This window comes from Halobacillus shinanisalinarum, from assembly GCF_022919835.1.
Classification (GTDB): Bacteria; Bacillota; Bacilli; order Bacillales; family Halobacillaceae; genus Halobacillus_A; species Halobacillus_A shinanisalinarum.
Map to the genome: position 1 here is coordinate 2,920,265 of NZ_CP095074.1, position 17,303 is coordinate 2,937,567.

General features: G+C 41.2%; 17 protein-coding genes. 12 read left to right on the top strand and 5 right to left on the bottom strand.

Translation table 11 applies throughout. The features are described from left to right. Positions 1–16: 16 nt before the first annotated feature. Both MUO14_RS14685 and MUO14_RS14690 read right to left on the bottom strand, forming a co-directional pair. On the bottom strand, positions 17–1,396 hold the full coding sequence (locus MUO14_RS14685) for an MATE family efflux transporter (protein WP_244751392.1): 1,380 nt from the start codon (positions 1,394–1,396) through the stop codon (positions 17–19). A gap of 3 nt (positions 1,397–1,399) precedes the next feature. Then, positions 1,400–1,843 (bottom strand): MarR family winged helix-turn-helix transcriptional regulator, encoded by a 444-nt coding sequence (locus MUO14_RS14690; protein ID WP_244751393.1) that lies wholly within the window; start codon positions 1,841–1,843, stop codon positions 1,400–1,402. 218 nt (positions 1,844–2,061) lie between these two features. Between MUO14_RS14690 and MUO14_RS14695 the strand changes: the two genes are divergently transcribed. The 9 genes from MUO14_RS14695 (at position 2,062) to MUO14_RS14735 (ending at position 10,171) form a co-directional block, all read left to right on the top strand. Beyond that, positions 2,062–3,159: a hypothetical protein gene (locus MUO14_RS14695; RefSeq protein ID WP_244751394.1), complete on the top strand. Its 1,098-nt coding sequence runs from the start codon at positions 2,062–2,064 to the stop codon at positions 3,157–3,159. Between the two features lie 42 nt (positions 3,160–3,201). Then, the gene (locus MUO14_RS14700; RefSeq protein ID WP_244751395.1) at positions 3,202–4,143 is read left to right on the top strand and encodes a YegS/Rv2252/BmrU family lipid kinase; all 942 of its coding nucleotides are present in this window, start codon (positions 3,202–3,204) and stop codon (positions 4,141–4,143) included. A 119-nt stretch (positions 4,144–4,262) separates the two neighbouring features. After that, positions 4,263–4,652 (top strand): VOC family protein, encoded by a 390-nt coding sequence (locus tag MUO14_RS14705; RefSeq protein ID WP_244751396.1) that lies wholly within the window; start codon positions 4,263–4,265, stop codon positions 4,650–4,652. A 545-nt stretch (positions 4,653–5,197) separates the two neighbouring features. After that, positions 5,198–5,662, top strand: coding sequence for a MarR family winged helix-turn-helix transcriptional regulator (locus MUO14_RS14710; RefSeq protein WP_244751397.1), 465 nt, complete (start codon positions 5,198–5,200; stop codon positions 5,660–5,662). 263 nt (positions 5,663–5,925) lie between these two features. After that, on the top strand, positions 5,926–7,773 hold the full coding sequence (gene abc-f / locus MUO14_RS14715) for a ribosomal protection-like ABC-F family protein (protein ID WP_244751398.1): 1,848 nt from the start codon (positions 5,926–5,928) through the stop codon (positions 7,771–7,773). Positions 7,774–7,916: 143 nt separating this feature from the next. Continuing rightward, positions 7,917–8,549 (top strand): SDR family oxidoreductase, encoded by a 633-nt coding sequence (locus tag MUO14_RS14720; protein WP_244751399.1) that lies wholly within the window; start codon positions 7,917–7,919, stop codon positions 8,547–8,549. 110 nt (positions 8,550–8,659) lie between these two features. Beyond that, positions 8,660–8,899 (top strand): glutaredoxin family protein, encoded by a 240-nt coding sequence (locus MUO14_RS14725; RefSeq protein ID WP_244751400.1) that lies wholly within the window; start codon positions 8,660–8,662, stop codon positions 8,897–8,899. Positions 8,900–9,038: 139 nt separating this feature from the next. Further along, positions 9,039–9,419, top strand: a complete 381-nt coding sequence (locus MUO14_RS14730; RefSeq protein ID WP_244751401.1) for a YppG family protein — start codon at positions 9,039–9,041, stop codon at positions 9,417–9,419. 59 nt (positions 9,420–9,478) lie between these two features. After that, entirely contained in the window at positions 9,479–10,171 is a 693-nt protein-coding gene (locus MUO14_RS14735; RefSeq protein WP_244751402.1) for an alpha/beta hydrolase, read from the top strand. 168 nt (positions 10,172–10,339) lie between these two features. Here MUO14_RS14735 and MUO14_RS14740 read toward each other — a convergent pair whose 3' ends face one another. Together MUO14_RS14740 and MUO14_RS14745 are read right to left on the bottom strand one after the other, a co-directional pair. Beyond that, the gene (locus tag MUO14_RS14740) at positions 10,340–11,194 is read right to left on the bottom strand and encodes a DegV family protein (RefSeq protein WP_244751403.1); all 855 of its coding nucleotides are present in this window, start codon (positions 11,192–11,194) and stop codon (positions 10,340–10,342) included. A 197-nt stretch (positions 11,195–11,391) separates the two neighbouring features. Further along, entirely contained in the window at positions 11,392–12,306 is a 915-nt protein-coding gene (locus tag MUO14_RS14745) for a DMT family transporter (RefSeq protein WP_244751404.1), read from the bottom strand. Positions 12,307–12,596: 290 nt separating this feature from the next. Here MUO14_RS14745 and MUO14_RS14750 point away from each other — a divergent pair, with 290 nt between their 5' ends. Continuing rightward, positions 12,597–14,075 carry a degradosome RNA helicase CshA gene (locus MUO14_RS14750; RefSeq protein ID WP_244751405.1) on the top strand — a complete coding sequence of 493 codons (1,479 nt, stop codon included), beginning with the start codon at positions 12,597–12,599 and terminating at the stop codon, positions 14,073–14,075. Between the two features lie 366 nt (positions 14,076–14,441). On the opposite strand, the gene MUO14_RS14755 is transcribed toward MUO14_RS14750, so the two are convergent. Then, entirely contained in the window at positions 14,442–15,212 is a 771-nt protein-coding gene (locus MUO14_RS14755) for a rhomboid family intramembrane serine protease (protein ID WP_244751406.1), read from the bottom strand. 157 nt (positions 15,213–15,369) lie between these two features. Here MUO14_RS14755 and acpS point away from each other — a divergent pair, with 157 nt between their 5' ends. Together acpS and MUO14_RS14765 are read left to right on the top strand one after the other, a co-directional pair. Continuing rightward, positions 15,370–15,744: a holo-ACP synthase gene (gene acpS / locus MUO14_RS14760; protein WP_244751407.1), complete on the top strand. Its 375-nt coding sequence runs from the start codon at positions 15,370–15,372 to the stop codon at positions 15,742–15,744. A gap of 40 nt (positions 15,745–15,784) precedes the next feature. After that, a complete protein-coding gene (locus tag MUO14_RS14765) occupies positions 15,785–17,302 on the top strand; it encodes an NAD(P)H-hydrate dehydratase (protein WP_244751408.1) in 1,518 nt (505 codons plus the stop codon). The last annotated feature ends 1 nt before the right edge of the window (position 17,303 follow it).

Here is a 17,303-nt window from a genome sequence, read left to right on the forward strand (position 1 = left end):
CTTTTCATGGAATTTCCTAGTTTGAATGAGCTGGAATATAATCGGAGGTATCTTTCGATTTCTTGAAAAAGAGAGTCCGGTCTCCATATAAAAAGAAGATCGACAGCGAAAAAGCAAGAATATCAGCCAATGGGAAAGCCAGCCAAACTCCTGTCACACCAAAGAAATTAGGGAGGATCAATACGAGCGGAATAAGGAATAGAACTTGACGCGCCATAGAAAGAATAAGGGCGGGTTTAGCCATTCCTAATGCTTGATACAGACCTCCGCTAACGACTTGAACACCAATGAGTATAGACATTGCAAACATGATCCGCATCGCCTGTGAGCCTGATTCAATGACAGCTTGATCCCCTGTAAAGATATGCATGAGAACTTCAGGTAAAGTCATCATGATGATGAAGATAAGGGCGGATATGATTGTGACGACTTTCATGCCGAGCACAACGGTTTCCCTTAATCGGGTGAATTGTTTAGCGCCGTAGTTATAACCAATAATGGGCTGCATGCCTTGGAGGACGCCAATCATAGGCATGATTGTAAACATGGTTAATTTATGCACAATACCAAACACACCTACTTCAAAGTCACCGCCGTATTTGATTAACATAAAGTTAATGGAAATAATCATGGCACTTCCTGCTACTTGACGGACGAATGCTGGCATGCCAATGGTTAGTGTTTCTTTTATGACTAAAAGTTGAGGCCTTAAATCAGGCAGCTTCATTTCTAAAGTTGATTTCCCTGTAAGAAAATAACGTAGGATAACAATACTAACCGAAGCTTGTGAAATAACTGTAGCGATCGATGCACCCTGGACGCCCATGTCTAACCCAAAGATGAAAATTGGATCTAAAATAATATTGAGAACAGCAGGGATAATCATCGTTATCATGGCAAAACGTGAATTCCCCTCCGAACGAATAATGCTGTTTGTCGTAAAAGCGAATGAGAAAAAGATTGACCCGAGCATAATTGGAAAAAGGTAGTCGACAGCGTGTGGTAAGATGTCAGGTGTAGCCCCGAACAAGATTAAGAGCGGTTCCATAAAGGTGAAGGCCCCAACAAGTCCAACGACGCTTACGAGTAGAACCATAAAGATAATATTACCGAACACTTTATTGGCCTCTTCTGGCTTATCCTCACCGAGTCGTCTTGAAATAACCGAGGCACCTCCAATTCCAACCGCTGCTGAAATCGCCATTATAATCATCATGACAGGAAAGGCGATGCTTACACCGGCGACTCCAAGAATTCCGACCCCTCTCGCAATAAATAATGTGTCAACAACATTGTAAAACGCCATGACAAACATACCGATCATGGCTGGAACGGATAAATTGAATAGCAGCTTCGGGATCGGTTGTGTACCTAACCGTTGACTCTGTTCCTTCATAGTTTATGTCCTCCCAGTTGAGATTTTTAAATTCTCTTGTATTTTTTGTAACCAGGAAACAATGACTTGCCGCTCTTCTGAAGTAAAACCTTTACCAATTTCGGCTTCCATCTCTTGAACTAGGTTCCAAACAGTTTTATCCAGCTGAACTCCTTTACTCGTGAGTTTAATCACTTTCGCGCGTTTATCTTCGGTGCAGGCTTGTTTGGTAATGCACTCATTTTTTTGTAGTGATTCAACAACACCGTTCATAGAAGATGCTTTAATGTATAATCTTTTCTGTAATTCAGATTGGCTTTGCTCCCCGTATTTTGCTAAAAAATAGATGACTTTAGCTTGGGAATGGGTAACTCCATATTCACTAAGTTTTTCATTGTATATATTTTGAATAAAATGTGAAATCACATTGATGTTGTATCCTAGCAGTGGTTGTATTTCTCGTTCCATAATTAGTTAGCCTCCTAAACAAAATAATTATAAATCAACGGGTATTAAAGGTAAATGATTTTGTTTGTGGGTTAAGGTACGGCAGTTGCCTGAATTGTTTTGTGTACGTGTAAAATTTGTGAATGTCTGCCTTGGAGTAAGGAAAAATACCTCATAGGGGATGGTGGTTTCTTGCCAAATAAAGTAAAATGTAATGTATAACGATCACTTAAAGGAGGATGGACCTATGGGGTACCCTTTACTTGCAACGGAGATCATTTTACATTGGGTTAAGTTTAATCCTGCTTATTTTGCTAAGTCACTTTTCTGTGCAAAAACTTGGATTGACTGGTCTCGTTCAGCCCTGGCTCGTATACGTTACGATTATTGATGTGATGATAGTTGTTCCTGCTGTTTTATTTCTCATTGTGCTGCGCAGGAAGCCGACTCTTACCGTTTTTGCACCGTTAATGGTCTCAGGATTGCTGTTTTTGCACTGGATTGTTCCTAGCTATGCCAAGGATAACTTACTGTACTTAAATTACACTGTGATCATGCTTGAAGTCAGCTTCCTATGTGTTGAATTAATACTAGCTGTTATGTTCATACGGAAGTTGCCTGAGTGGAGAGAACACTTTAAAGATGCAAAAACAACCCATGTTCTGCTTATGCCCCGCTTATTCTACGCCAATGAAAAAACATTTGCCTTTAAAGGGAAGCTTGCCTATTTTGAAAGGCTGGGCGGTTTTCTTGCTACAGATGCTGCTGCCATCCGTTTCAGTTTATTTCCCTGGCTTGACTCCTATCCATCACATCAGCAATCATTTTCCTACCATCGAAACAGTGAGTATTTCAGTGTGTTCCTCATGCTTATCCACGCTATGGCAATTGAAATTATAGCTGTTCATGCTATGATCGCTCAATTTAGTCACACGGCCGCCTGGCTCGCCACCTTCTTAGATGTGTATGCCTTATTATTTCTTATTGGCGATTACCAAGCCGTACGAAAATCTCCTGTTGTCATTAAAAAGCAGGTCCTTCATATTCAAAAAGGCCTTCGTTTTCACATAACGGTCCCTTTTGAGGAAATTGCCGCTATTGCCCCTTTTGAAAAAACAACAGCTGAATACTCCAAAATTAAACAAGGAGTGAACTTGACACTGGGCGGGTTAGAAACAAAGGCTCCACAGTTTGAATTGATGCTCAGAACCACTTTGGATGCCTATATGGTTTTCGGGTTTAAGAAAAAGGTGTCCACTATCTACCTAACAGTTGATGAACCTGAAATCTTTTTGAAAGAACTCTCTGCCTCAATAGGCGTTTCAAACTTTCAATAATAGGTAATCATTAATATAGGACAATGGATAGGGGGACGTGACATGCCTCGTTATAAAAGTGGTTTATTTATATATAACGGCGATACGGACAGTGAAAATTTAGAACAAAATCTAGCCGTGACTTTACCGAGTGTTTCGCAGGCGATCAAAGAATTAACGATTATCCAAACCGATTCACTTGAAGATTTCAAACAAACTTGCTGTGAATACGGACCTGAAGTGGATATTCTGATTATTTTAGGTGGAGACGGAACATTACATGAGTGTGTAAATTGTCTAGCAGATCAGGAAAAACGGCCTGTTATTGCTGTTCTACCCTCAGGAACGTCCAATGATTTTAGCCGAGTGTTAGGTACACCGCAAAACCTGCAATTGGCTGCTAAACAACTCCTTCATGGAGAGGAAGTGAAAGTAGACATAGGTAAGGCTGATAATCGCTACTTTATAAATTTCTGGGGTATCGGGCTTGTGACAGAGACATCCTCGAATATAGATAAAGAGCAAAAGAATCGTATCGGTGTGCTGAGTTATTTTATAAGCGCCTTCAAGACAATGAGTCAAATAGATCCTTTTTCTTTTATAATTGAAGTTGATGGGGAGAAGGTTAGTGAAGAAGCAGTCATGGTTCTCGTTATGAATGGACGATTTATCGGGACAAGAGAAGTGCCATTGCCTTCCTCCCGGTTGCAGGATGGAAAACTTGACGTATTAATTGTGAAGAATTCTAACTTGACTACATTCAAAGAATTAATCACTATGAACAAGCCTGGATCTGATCCAAGTAAATTTCAAGAACTATCACATATGCAAGGAGAAAAAATTCGTATCGACGTGGAAGAAAATAAAGAAGTGGATATGGATGGTGAGATAGTAGGGAAAACACCAACCATTATTAAAGGGCTCCCGAATCATTTTACATTTCTGTGCGCTGATACGAACGTTTTTAATAATGTACAACGGAATAAGAGGGGAAATATGCAGTAAATACAAAAGAGTCCGCTCAAAGCAGGTTGGGCGGGCTTCTTTTACTCAAAAACAAGGATTAGTCAAATAAAAATCGAATTATTATAACTAGAGATAACTAATCTAAGGAGAGAAAAATGATGACAAGATGCTTACTCCCTGAAGTTCATGCTGTCTTTGTACATACGAAAGATTTGAAACGGTCTGCCAGATGGTACAGCGATTTACTAGATCTCCCTTTTGAAGAAGAAAAGGTTCACTCACCTGTGTATAACCTTCCTGTAAAGGGCGGTGTTCACTTGACGATTGATGACCATAAATACGACTCGAATTACAGTTTTGAGCGTGTGAGAACACCTGTGTTCAATTTCTGCTCTAAAAATTTAGTGGAGAGTTATCAAGAACTCGTGGGCAAAGGAGTGATAATAACAAAGGAAATAGAGAGTCATGGAGATTTTGGCTGGTTCCATATCCAGGATCCTGATGAGCATGTGGTGATGGTTTGTGGAACAATTGTCGATCGTTCATAAAAGTGGTTAAAGTTGATTTGTTAGGGTGAAGTTTGTTTTCCCAGAAAAAGGGGGAAATGAGCGGTTGGTTCGACGTGGAAACAAGTACCTGATCTCCGATGTTTAGTACGAGCAAATTGAAGGGTAAGTGATCCTCCCTTGAGGAAAGAATTGCGCGAAAACCGTGGTTAATTGCACGAAATTTTGAATAATTGCACAAAAATCTCATTAATTGCACATAAATCAGAATAATTGCACGTTTAGTGACTTTTTTGCACATTTCGTAAAAAACTCCCGAATTATGACCAGCTGCGTCGATTCAATCGGGTACTACACGAGTCTGACCAAGGCGCCTCCGCTTTTCTATTGTCTAGCTTCGAGTCGCAGCCCTTTTCGACGCAGCCCTTCGCGACATAAGCAATCCATTCTGTGGCAAAGATCGCCACGTCATGGTTTTGCTTATGCGTTCAGGGCTAAACGCTCTTCTCCGCTTTTCTTGTTTGACAGTCTATTTTTTTTATCTATATACTGTCTTTATCTAGAGGATGATGGGAGGGCGAGGATTTATGGATGAACAAGAACAGTATCGTAAAAAGAAACAAGACCCTTCTTTAAAGTTATTTGTCGTTTTGTCGAAGGCTCAGCGCGCGATAGCTGATTTAGTGAAGGACGATATTCAAAGTCATGGTTTGAACACGACGGAATTTGGAGTGCTTGAACTTTTATACCACGAAGGTGATCAGCCATTACAGAAAATCGGGGAAAAGATTTTGTTAGCTAGCGGTAGTATTACTTATGTAGTAGATAAACTTGAGAAGAAAGAATACCTTAGACGGGTTCCATCCCCTAATGACCGAAGGATTACCTTTGCTGCTATTACAAATAAAGGGGAAAATCTTTTGCACGGGATTTTCCCAGAGCATTGGAAACAAATTGAATCGATTACAGGTGGCCTGTCTGATGAAGAAAAGCTGCAAGCTATTGACCTATTGAAACAACTGGGCATGCATGCAGAGCAGCAAAAGAAGTAGAAAAATTTAAATTAATCATGTACAATAGATGTATGACTAAAGACAAAGGAAGGATGAAGATGTTATCAATGCACGTGATTGATCGCGAATTATTGTATATCAATCGTGCGCTTTTTCATGGTTTAACTGTATAGGGGACTGGTATGTCCAATTTTATAGTTAAATAATGGAAAAAGATAACGTCTCATACCTGATCATATAGTTAATGAAGAGTCAGAGGCGACGGGACCTCTGGCTTTTTTTGTCTTTAGGAGGAATTTGAAATGATTACATTAAAAGATGTTTATAAAATTATTGGGGGCAAAGTATTATTTGAATCGCTCACTTTTGAAATAAATGAAGGACAAAAGCTCGGCTTGGTAGGCAGGAATGGCAGTGGAAAGTCAACGCTATTTCGTTTGATTACAAAGGAAGAATCACTTGATGACGGGGATCTGTTTATTAAAAAGGGACTATCCATTGGTTACTTAAAACAGATTCCTGACGAATTCACTGGTACAGCGAAAGAGTATTTAGAGGAAGCATTTAATGAACTCAAGCATTTGGCTGAGGAAATGAAGCAACTTGAGAATAAAATGAAGGATCCAGCTAGAATGGAAAAGGCGCTTGCAGCTTACGGAGAGTTACAGGATCAATTTACTGAACTAGGCGGCTATGAAATAGAGTCATTAATCAGTCAGGTAGCCAATGGGATTAAGGTGGAAGGCTTGCTGCATCAACCATTTACTTACTTAAGCGGTGGAGAGAAAACAAAACTTTCGCTTGCGAGAATTTTGTTAGAAAAACCTGATGTGCTTCTACTTGACGAACCGACAAACCATTTGGATTTAGTCGCCATTGAGTGGCTTGAGCAACACTTGCAGCATTATAAAGGTACGGTATGCATGATCTCCCATGACCGATCATTCCTGGATCGCGTGGTTTCAGGAATTGTTGATCTTGAATCTGGCGAAGCGCGAAGCTATAAAGGAAACTATTCTTCCTTTGAGCAACAGAAAGAGGAAAAGCTATTGGCAGAGTTTCATCAGTATCAGGAACAGCAAAAGAAGATAAAGAAAATGAAGGAAGCAATACGGAGGCTGAGGCAGTGGGCTAATGAGGCAAACCCACCGAACCCGAAGCTGTTTAAAAAGGCCAAGAGTATGGAACGAGCTTTAGAAAAAATGGAGAAACTTAACCGCCCTGTTCTTGATCCTAAGAAAATGGGGCTGTCACTACAGGCTGAAGATCGAAGCGGAAATGATGTACTAATCGCAGACCATGCCAGTAAACACTATGAAAGCAGACGAATTCTAACAGGGGTCGATCTCCAACTTCGTTACAAAGAGAGGCTGGCCATAGTTGGAGCAAATGGCAGCGGCAAATCGACACTTCTTAGGCTGCTGTTGGGGCAGGAAATGCCGGATTCAGGTGTAATTAAACAAGGCAGTTCTATTCAAATCGGTTATTTACCACAAAACCCTTTGCAAGGTGTGGATGATCAACAGCGGATGATTGATTATTTCAGACAATATATTAGAGTGACGGAAGGGCAAGCCAGGCACCTGCTGGCCGCCTTTATGTTTTATGGATATGATGTGTTCCAAAAAATTGCCCATTTAAGCGGTGGGGAGCGCATGCGGCTCAAGTTAGCTATCTTTATGCATGAAGGGGTAAATTTATTAGTTCTTGACGAGCCAACCAATCACCTGGATGTTGAATCACAGGAAGTTCTAGAAGAAGCACTGCAGCATTTTGAAGGAACTGTAATTGGAGTATCACACGATCGTCACTTTCTAAATCAATGCTTCAGTGAAACAGCTTATCTTGTGAATGGCAGGCTCTATCGTTATTTCGGATCTTATAAGGAAACGAAAGAAAAATGGGCTGTCTTGTTAGATCAATCATGCCAACAATACCAAACAACTATACCCAAGAAACAACAAGGTAAATCGATTGAAATTGAAGTGTCTATAGAAGATAGGATAATGGAGCTTGAGGATAAGCTGAGTATAGTTGAAGGGAAGATCGGAAAGGAACCGAATGCTGATGAATTAATGGCTCTGCATGAAAAAAAAGAACGGCTGACAGAGAGAATTGAGCATCTATATGAATCATGGATCAACTCATAAAAAGGCGACCACAGATAAGCTTCTGTGGTCGCTTTTCTGCTTAAGAAGAAGTTCATTTGTACTGGATTACAGTTAAATGCTCGTTTATTCTTTTTAATACTGGGGAAGTTTACTAGGAGTAGTAAATATAAGGAGGATAAATTGTGCGTGTTTTAGTAATAGGTGCTAATGGTCAAGTTGGGAAATATGTTATTGACAAGTTGAACGATGCAGGACATGAACCAGTGGCTATGGTTCGGGACACGGACCAAGTTCCGCAGTTTGAAGACAAAGGTGTTAAGTCAGTTATCGGTGATTTAGAAAAAGATTTTGAATCTGCCTTTCACAATATAGAAGCTGTAATTTTTGCGGCTGGATCAGGACCTCATACCGGTGCAGATAAGACGATTCTAATTGATCAGGAAGGTGCTATTAAAGCAATTGAACGTGCAAAGCATTTTGGGATAAAACGCTTCGTGATGCTAAGCTCGATGGCTGCCGACCGACCGGAATCCGGTGCAGATGCAATGAAGCATTACTTGTACGCGAAGCATCGCGCGGATGAGTATTTAAAACAGTCAGGACTTGATTATACAATCGTTCGACCAGGTAGATTAACGAATGAACCTGGAAGCGGTAAGGTCGATATTCAAGAGCATATAAATGGTCATGGGGAGATCCCTCGTGAAGATGTCGCCGAAACGCTATCCTTTTTAATTTCAGAGTCGAAAGCTGAGAATAAGAATTTTGATCTGTTAAGTGGAGATCAGCGTATTCAGGAAGCCTTAGCGAATTGATTCCGGCTACAAGGGTTTCACCTCTTGTATGCCCTTTTGATGAAGAATTTATCTTTAACCGTAGTTAAACCATACTAACGACCAGACAAAGAAAGAGGGGAGGGACATCAATGAATAAACAAAAGGTTGTTGTTTACACCAGTAACGGTTGTTCCCAGTGTGAAAGAGTCCTATCCATGCTGAGTGAATGGAATGTAGCCTTTGAAGAGAGAAACATTACTGGTAACAAGCGAAACTTTAAAGACTTACAAGCACAGGGGATATATGCTACACCAGCTACAATGATTGACAATGAGAAAATCCTCGGTTATCAGGAACGTCAATTGAAGCGAACTTTAGGTGTTCATTAGGGTACACGCTTTCAATCTACAAAACGATACATTTCTCTTAAGAGTCTTAAGCGATGTTTAGTATCACTTGTTTTTTTACACTCTTTTCTTCTCATAACATAGGCTATTAGTAAAATGAATGAAAAAGGTGGAACAATCTGTGTACTATTATCCTTATTACCCTTATTACCCTTATTACCCTTATCGGCAAGCCAGCCAGAGGACAAATCCGTCACCGTCACCTTCCTATTATAATTACTACCACCCCTATACAAACTATAATGCAGCACCTGGGACCACATGGAATCAAGGGTTCTATACGCACCAGTATCCGTACACGTATGGTTATGGAAATACAGGATATAATGATGCTGAACCAGCAGCGGGACAAAAGAGTAGTGTGGTCTCCTATTTCCAAGATGAGCAGGGGCAGCTAGACTTTGATAAAATGATGTCAACAACGGGGCAAGTTGTGCAAACCATACAGCAAGTATCTCCGATTGTAAAAGGAATCGGATCTTTCGTAAAAGGAATGCGATAAAACGCGCTATTTCTATCATGCGCGTTTTTTCTACATACTATTGATGGCGGTGAAAGAAGATGAGTGTTGGTTGTTTATGCATACATGGTTATACGGGCAGCCCGAGCGAAGTACAGCCCTTAGTCGAATTTCTTGACAACCGTACAGCATGGGAAATTTCTGTACCCACGTTACCTGGTCACGGAGACGATCTCGATTTAAGGGGCCATTATTATCAAGAATGGATTGCAACAGCTGAATTAGCGCTTTTGGAACTACTGAAAAGACATGATCGCATTATGATCATCGGGTTTTCTATGGGGGGCATGATTGCTGCATACTTAACGGCAAAATATAATGTCGACCGACTGGTTTTGCTGTCAGCAGCATTAAAATATATAAGTCTGCCGCAAATGTATAAAGATATTGCTGCAATGGTCTTAGGTGCAACTCAAGGCACACTAGATTCGAATGAATTATTTTTGCGCTATCAGAAGAAGCTGAAGCAAACGTACGTTTTCTCCACATTAGAGTTTATGAGATGTGTTCAGTTTACGAAACCTTTTCTTAAGAAGGTCAAGTGTCCTGTGTTAATCATGCAAGGGAAACTAGATGGAATGGTTCCAAGCAAGGCGGCGAACTTTTTGGAAAAAGAAATTCCAGTGGCAGACAAGGAAGTCATTTTTCTCGCAAAATCAAAACATTTGATTTGTCATGGTGATGACAAAGACGAACTTTTTAAGCATGTACTTACCTTTGCTAAGGGTTTTTAAACCATAGTGAATGAAAGAGGGAGGAAGGATTGGTTAGGTGGCTATTATGAGGTGATCGTACTGACCATTGTATTCCCGTTAACTGCTGGAATTTGGCATTAAAATCTCCTCAACCTCGATATGGGGACTATACGAAAGGGTAAAGTCAGAGAAGATATCTTCTCTGACTTAGTCTTTAAAAAAGGCAATAACGAGTCCACCTTCTCCGGCATGGGTCGAAATTAACGGTCCCATTTCGGTGAAAATTGAATCGTTGAAATTGTAGCGATCTTTGATTGTTTGAAGTACAGACCTTCCGCGCTTTTCATCATTGCTGTGAGACAAGGCTATGACTTTATTCTCATTATGATGGGAGTACTCCCCAATCTTATCGACGAAGCGGCGAAGTGATTTTTTATCCCCGCGGACTTTTTCCGAGACATCAATCTTGCCTTCTTCTGTGGCCTTCATTAGAAGTTTAATGTTTAACGTTTTAGCAATAGCACCCTTTACTTTGTCTAGACGCCCGCTTTTGATGACATTTTCAAGTGTCTTTAATATAAAAAGTGTTGTGGTCTGTTCGATTTTTTCTTCCATATGCCTGACGAGAGAATCAAAGCTAAGTCCTTCTTCTATTCTTTTGCCAGCCTCGTCAACAAGTAACGCGATCCCGCAGGAGGCTGTTTTTGTATTCAGAACAGCAATCGAACGGTGAGGTTCCTCTTCAAGTAACATGTTCTTTCCCATAACGGCACTTTCATACGTACTGCTCAAACCTTGGGTGAGAGCTAAGGTGATTATGGGTGTTTCAGCATCTACTTCTTTATATTTTTCGTAAAAATCGTTAGGGCTAGGGGAAGAGGAGGAAGGGAGGTCGCTTTCCTCTTTTAGCCTTCTGTAAAAGGTTGGTAAATCAATGGTCAATCCAGATTTATATTGGTCCTGACCAAAGTGGATGTTCAGTGGCACGACTTTCAAGTTATGGCGCTTGACCATTACTTGCGGTAGATCTGCCCCGCCATCAATTATAAGTTGAATTGTCATCATTTCACCTGCTCTCAAGTAATGGTGTAACTTGGCTCCCTTTTAGAGGATGTTCAAAAAGTCACGTTGCTCGGTTTTTCCGGCCCTCACGTATGAAAGGCATACGCTGTGGTCCTCAAAACGTTCGCGCGCCTCGAACTTCTTGTTACTCATTCGTTAACTTTTTGAACACACACTTTTAGCACACAATAACAACGTCAAAACCTTTTAGATGCATGAGTTATTTTAGGCTGTCTCAATTTCTTAGTACTAATAATGAAAAGCACAAGTCCGAATAAAACGATTGAACCTCCAAGCCACTGGTATGATGTGATTTGCTCGCCAAGAACAATGTAGGCTAGGATGGAAGCACCGATTGGCTCTAGAAGAATGCTCATTGATATCGTAGAGGTGCTGATCCATCTTAATGACCAATTAAATAACGTGTGACCGAAGAACGTGGGAATAATGGCAAGTGCTAAAAAAATCAGCCATTGACTAGGTGAATATCCAGTAAACGGGTAACTCATAGCAAGGTTATAAACGAATAAACTGATCATGGCAATGCCGTAAACGATAAATGTGTAAAATAGAAGAGAGAGACGCTTACGCAAGTTTTGTCCTAAGAGAAAATAGGCAGTTACCATTATTGCTCCAAGCAATGCTAGAATATCGCCAAGTAAAGCCAGTCCGCCTATTTGAAAGTCACCTGAGCTAATGATGATACTTCCCGTAATGGCGATCACCATGCTTAGCAAGGCACCTGCAGTAAAACGCTCCTTGAAGAATAAAAATGTCCCAAGAAAAGCGAATAAAGGCTGCATGGACACAAGGATAACCGAACTGGCAACTGACGTATAATTAAGCGATTCAAACCATAAAATAAAGTGAAAGGCCAAGAACATTCCTGCAAATACGGCTAACAGCCAATCCTTTGAAGTGACGCTTTTAAATTCATGGGCGTGTTTCCACATGACATAAGGAGCCATGATTAGCACAGCGAATAACAACCGGTAGAAGGCGATCATAGAAGCTGGCACTCCACCAGCCAGTTTTACAAAGATCGCTGCAGTTGATATGGATAGTACACCTATAGCTAACATGATATATGGATGAAATGGAGGTTTATCCAAAAAGTAACCCTCCTTTTAAATGAGATCAAGCAACAGCGCCCGGTAATCGCGTTTCGTGCTCGAGGACCACACGCTTTTCTTAACAGTTTTACATTATTTTATCATTGATACGTTTGAAAAGCATAATAAAATTGTGTAGAATTGATACTGTTATGTGTGTTATGATGGATGAATCTATCAGGCAGGTGCTTCAAAGCCTCTCCCGTATAGCATTGGCAGGAGGCTTTTTTTACATGTCTTAATCATAATTAAGGTAGAAGATTTTTTATAAAAAGGAGTATGAAAGTATAGTGACAACATTCAATTCATTAGGATTATCTAATCCGGTGTTAAAAGCTTTAAACCATATGGGTTTTGAAGAAACAACACCGATTCAAGAGCAAACAATCCCTCTCGGTTTACAAGGGAAAGACGTCATCGGCCAAGCGCAAACGGGAACAGGTAAGACAGCAGCATTTGGAATTCCGATGATCGAAAAAATTAATAAAGATGTCAAGTCTGTTCAAGGATTGGTCATTGCACCAACGCGTGAATTGGCTATCCAAGTAGCTGAAGAAGTGCACCGTCTCGGTAAAAATAAAGGGATACGCACGCTGCCGATTTATGGTGGATCGAATATGGAACGTCAAATTCGTGCACTAAAAGATAACCATATCGTTGTAGCAACCCCTGGACGTTTACTTGATCATATCCGTCGTAAAACGATTAAGCTGGAGAACGTTCATACCGCAGTATTAGATGAAGCGGATGAAATGCTAAACATGGGCTTCATCGATGATATTCGTGATATTCTTAAGGCGCTTCCAGAAGAGCGTCAGACGTTATTGTTCTCAGCGACTATGCCTAAGGAAATCCGTAATATTGCAACAACACTTATGAAAAACCCTGAAGAGGTTAAAGTGAAATCGAAAGAAATGACTGTCGAAAATATCGAGCAGTATTATGTTGAGATTCCGGAAAAACATAAGTTCGATACACTAACACGTCTTCTTGATATACACGCACCTGCATTGGCGATCGTATTCGGACGGACAAAGCGCCGTGTCGACGAAGTTTCAGATGGCTTGCAAGCCCGCGGTTTCCGTGCTGAAGGAATTCATGGTGATTTGACACAAGGAAAACGTATGTCCGTGCTAAACAAGTTTAAAAAAGGACGTATTGAAATTCTTGTAGCGACAGATGTGGCTGCACGCGGACTAGATATTTCTGAGGTATCCCACGTATATAACTTTGATATTCCACAGGATCCTGAAAGCTATGTTCACCGTATTGGACGTACAGGTCGTGCTGGACGCAAAGGCGAATCTGTCTCCTTTGTCACTTCACGTGAAAAAGCACAGCTTAACTTAATTGAAAAGCTTACGAAGAAAAAGGTTGAACGTATGAGTGTGCCATCTTCTGATGAAGCGCGCCGCGGACAACAACAAGTGGCTGTTGATAAGATGACCGAATCCGCTAATAATGAGGATTTAAACAAGTATAAGCAATCGGCAAATGAACTGCTTGAACAGCATGATGCCTCTGACCTTGTTGCTGCAGCATTGAAGATGCTTACAAAAGAACGCAGTGAGGTTCCTGTTCGACTTTCTTCTGTACAGCCGATCAGTGTTAAAGGTGCACAGCGCAGTGGTGGGGGTAAAGGTGGTAAAAAACCTTACCGTAAAGACGGCAAGCGAAATTTTAATAAACACAACAATAAGTCCCGTAATTTCAAAGGTAAAGGAAATCGCGGCTTCCAAAACAAAGGGCGTAACTCTAACGCTAAATAACATTTTTAAAGCTGTCTGACTTTCTATAGTTCGGCAGCTTTTTTATTTTGGGGTATTTGAAATGTGTTAAATAATGCAAGTATCCTCTTAAATGTGCAATTAATCCATAGAAAAGGATGTTCAAAAAATCACTAAATGATAAATGGCGCATTTCTTCGTTGCTCGGTTTTTCCGGTCCTCACATATGAAAAGCATACGTTATGGTTCCCAAAACTGTCGCGCCTCGACTTCTTGCGACGCACAAGGAACGTGCTAGTGTCGACTTTGTCACAGGATGTGACGTTCTTTGTCGACGTTCTCATTCGTCAACTTTTTGAACACACACTAGAAAAAAGCCGCCCATCCTTTAGATGCGCGGCTGCAAAATTATAAAAAATTATTAACTAACGCAAGCGCTACAAGGAAGATAATGACCCCCCAAATGATGTACTTTCCATATCCCTTTCCTTTGCTACTACGTTTTTTCCAGCGGTTAGGGTCAAACCCTGCGCTGCTTCGACTTATGTTCTCATGCTTAGCCCGGTTTTGCCAAACAGAAAAGGGTCTAGCATTCTTTAATAAAGGAGGTGCTAGAGCAAACCCTCCAATAAGACCAAAAACATGTGCGAGTACGTTTATGTTCGGACGCGCAAACGTCATGAATAGTCCTAAGACAAAAATAATTGTGATTATTTGTGAATTTGCTGAACCAATTAAATGTTTACGGAATAACACCATAAATAGATAGACACCAAAGATGCCAAAAATGGCACCTGAGGCACCAAGGTGCTGGTAAAAAGCGTCAGGTGCAACAATGTACGTTCCCATGTTCCCTGCAATTCCAGCAATGAGGTAAACAGTAATAAACTTCACTTTTCCTAACATTTGCTCAAGGGCTGGACCAAAGAGAACAAGTGAAAAGGAATTAAATAAAGCGTGTGAAAAGCCGCCGTGAAAGAATATCGGGGTCACAAGCCGCCAATATTCCCCCTGTGATACAAGGTAATTATTGCCTACCCCTGCACGCAGCAAGTCCAGGGCAAAGTTGAATTGAAACACAGAAATAAACAGCCATAATAGCAGGTTAATCAACACAAGCCCTGACACTATAGGGTAAAATTTGAGGAATTCCTTAAAGCTTTCTGTTCGAACAAACATATTTTTTTATCTCCTTTAAAAAGGGTTCTACTTCACAATATAAGCTAATCAGCAGACTAGTATTCTTTTTACAGTAGAAATTATCGGGTATACTACAACTAGTTCTGAAGAAAGGCGCTCCAGCTAGACACCGAAGCGTAAAAAAAGGAAGATGGACATGATTAAGGGAATTGGAATCGATATTATAGAAATCGATCGTATTAAACAAAGTATAAAGCGAAATCACCGCTTTGTTCAAAGAATATTAACTGAGGCGGAGCAACAGCAGTATGAGCGATTAAATGAGCGCAGACGTGTTGAGTTTCTAGCGGGCCGTTTTGCAGCTAAGGAAGCCTTTTCTAAAGCTGTTGGAACTGGGATTGGTAAACTTAGCTTTCATGACATCGAAGTTACATCAAATGATGCGGGAGCCCCAGTCGTCCAAGCAAAGGGATATGAAACCCTTACTATTTGGGTAGCTATTTCTCATAGTAAAAAGCAGGCAGTTGCGCAAATTGTCCTGGAAGGTAGAGCAAATGACATAATTACATAGGTTGTCTCATAACATTGTAATGCGGGTAGGAGGGAACGAAATGGATGTTGTGACCGCACAAGAGATGTACGAATGGGATCGAGTGGCGATAAAGTCAACTGGGTTAGACGGTAGACTATTAATGGAGAATGCAGGGCGAGCTGTAAGTTCCGATTTAGAGAAAAAGCTAGGGACGCATCAAAGGGTCATCATCCTGATTGGTGCAGGGAACAACGGTGGAGATGGCTTTGTTATTGCGCGTACGCTTCTGAACCGTGGTTATTCTGTTGAAGCATGGCAAATTGTATCCGACTCTAAAGTGGAAGGTGACGCACGTTATCATAAAGAGATTTTTATCAAATCAGGATATACATTATACAAATTAGAAAAAACAGATGATCTAAGCGAATCTCTTAAGAGTGCAGATGTTATTGTTGATGCAATGCTAGGGATTGGTGTGAAAGGGCGTTTGCGCGAGCCGGTCAAACAAGTGGTCGAACTTGCCAATGAGCAACGAGCTTTCCGGGTAGCTGTAGATCTCCCCACTGGCGTTCCAGCTGATGAAGGGATCGTTGAGTTTGATGCATTTAAGGCGGATTATACGTGTATCATTGCTGCCTTAAAAATGAGTGCGTTAGTGGAGCATACCAGAGTATATTACGGCGAATGGAAAGTTTGTGATATTGGTTTGCCCGTGAAAAAACTCCCTTCCCCCAGTAGAAAAGTATGGCAAAGGGAAGGGGGCAGGCGAGTGTTACCTGGAAGGGATCCCAACTCTCATAAAGGGAGCCATGGGAAGGCGTTAGTTGTTGGCGGGGCAGCACATATGCCTGGATCAATTGCGATGTCAGCAAAGGCTGCACTTAGAAGTGGTGCTGGACTCGTAACGATTGCTACACCAAAAAGTGCGATGAATGCCGTTGCTTCCTATGTGCAGGAGGCAACTTTTCTGCCGCTTGCTGAAGAGCGGGGTGTCATAAAGGATTCGGCTGGTGTGGATGTGTCTGCTTATGATGGAGTAGCAATAGGTATGGGGATGGGCCGGGGGCAAGAATCTAATAACCTAGTGAGTCACCTCATCTCTACTGTGAAGGCTCCACTGCTTATCGACGCGGACGCCCTCTATCAACTGAAAAATCTCGTGGGTTTATTAAGGAGTAGGACATACCCGACAATTCTCACTCCGCATCCTGGCGAATTTGCTCATTTAGTAGATCAATCGATTTCTGCAATTGTACGTTCACCTTTTTCCTACAGTCGTGAATTCTCTAAAGCGTACGGTGTCTACACTGTGTTAAAAGGCCCTGCCACAATCATTACTGCTCCAGATGGTAGCCAGTTTGTAGACCTGTCAGGCAACGCCGGGCTAGCAAAAGGCGGGAGTGGTGACGTGCTATCAGGTATCTTACTTGCCATGATGCTTCAATCAGGATCTATCACTTATGCGTTAAATAACGGATGTATGTTGCACGGACTGACAGCTGAAATGTTAACAAAGGATGCTCACTCCATGGTTGATTTACTTGCGACAGATTTAGTTGAAGGTTTAACCCAGACCTTTCGTACATTTTCCTCTTGAT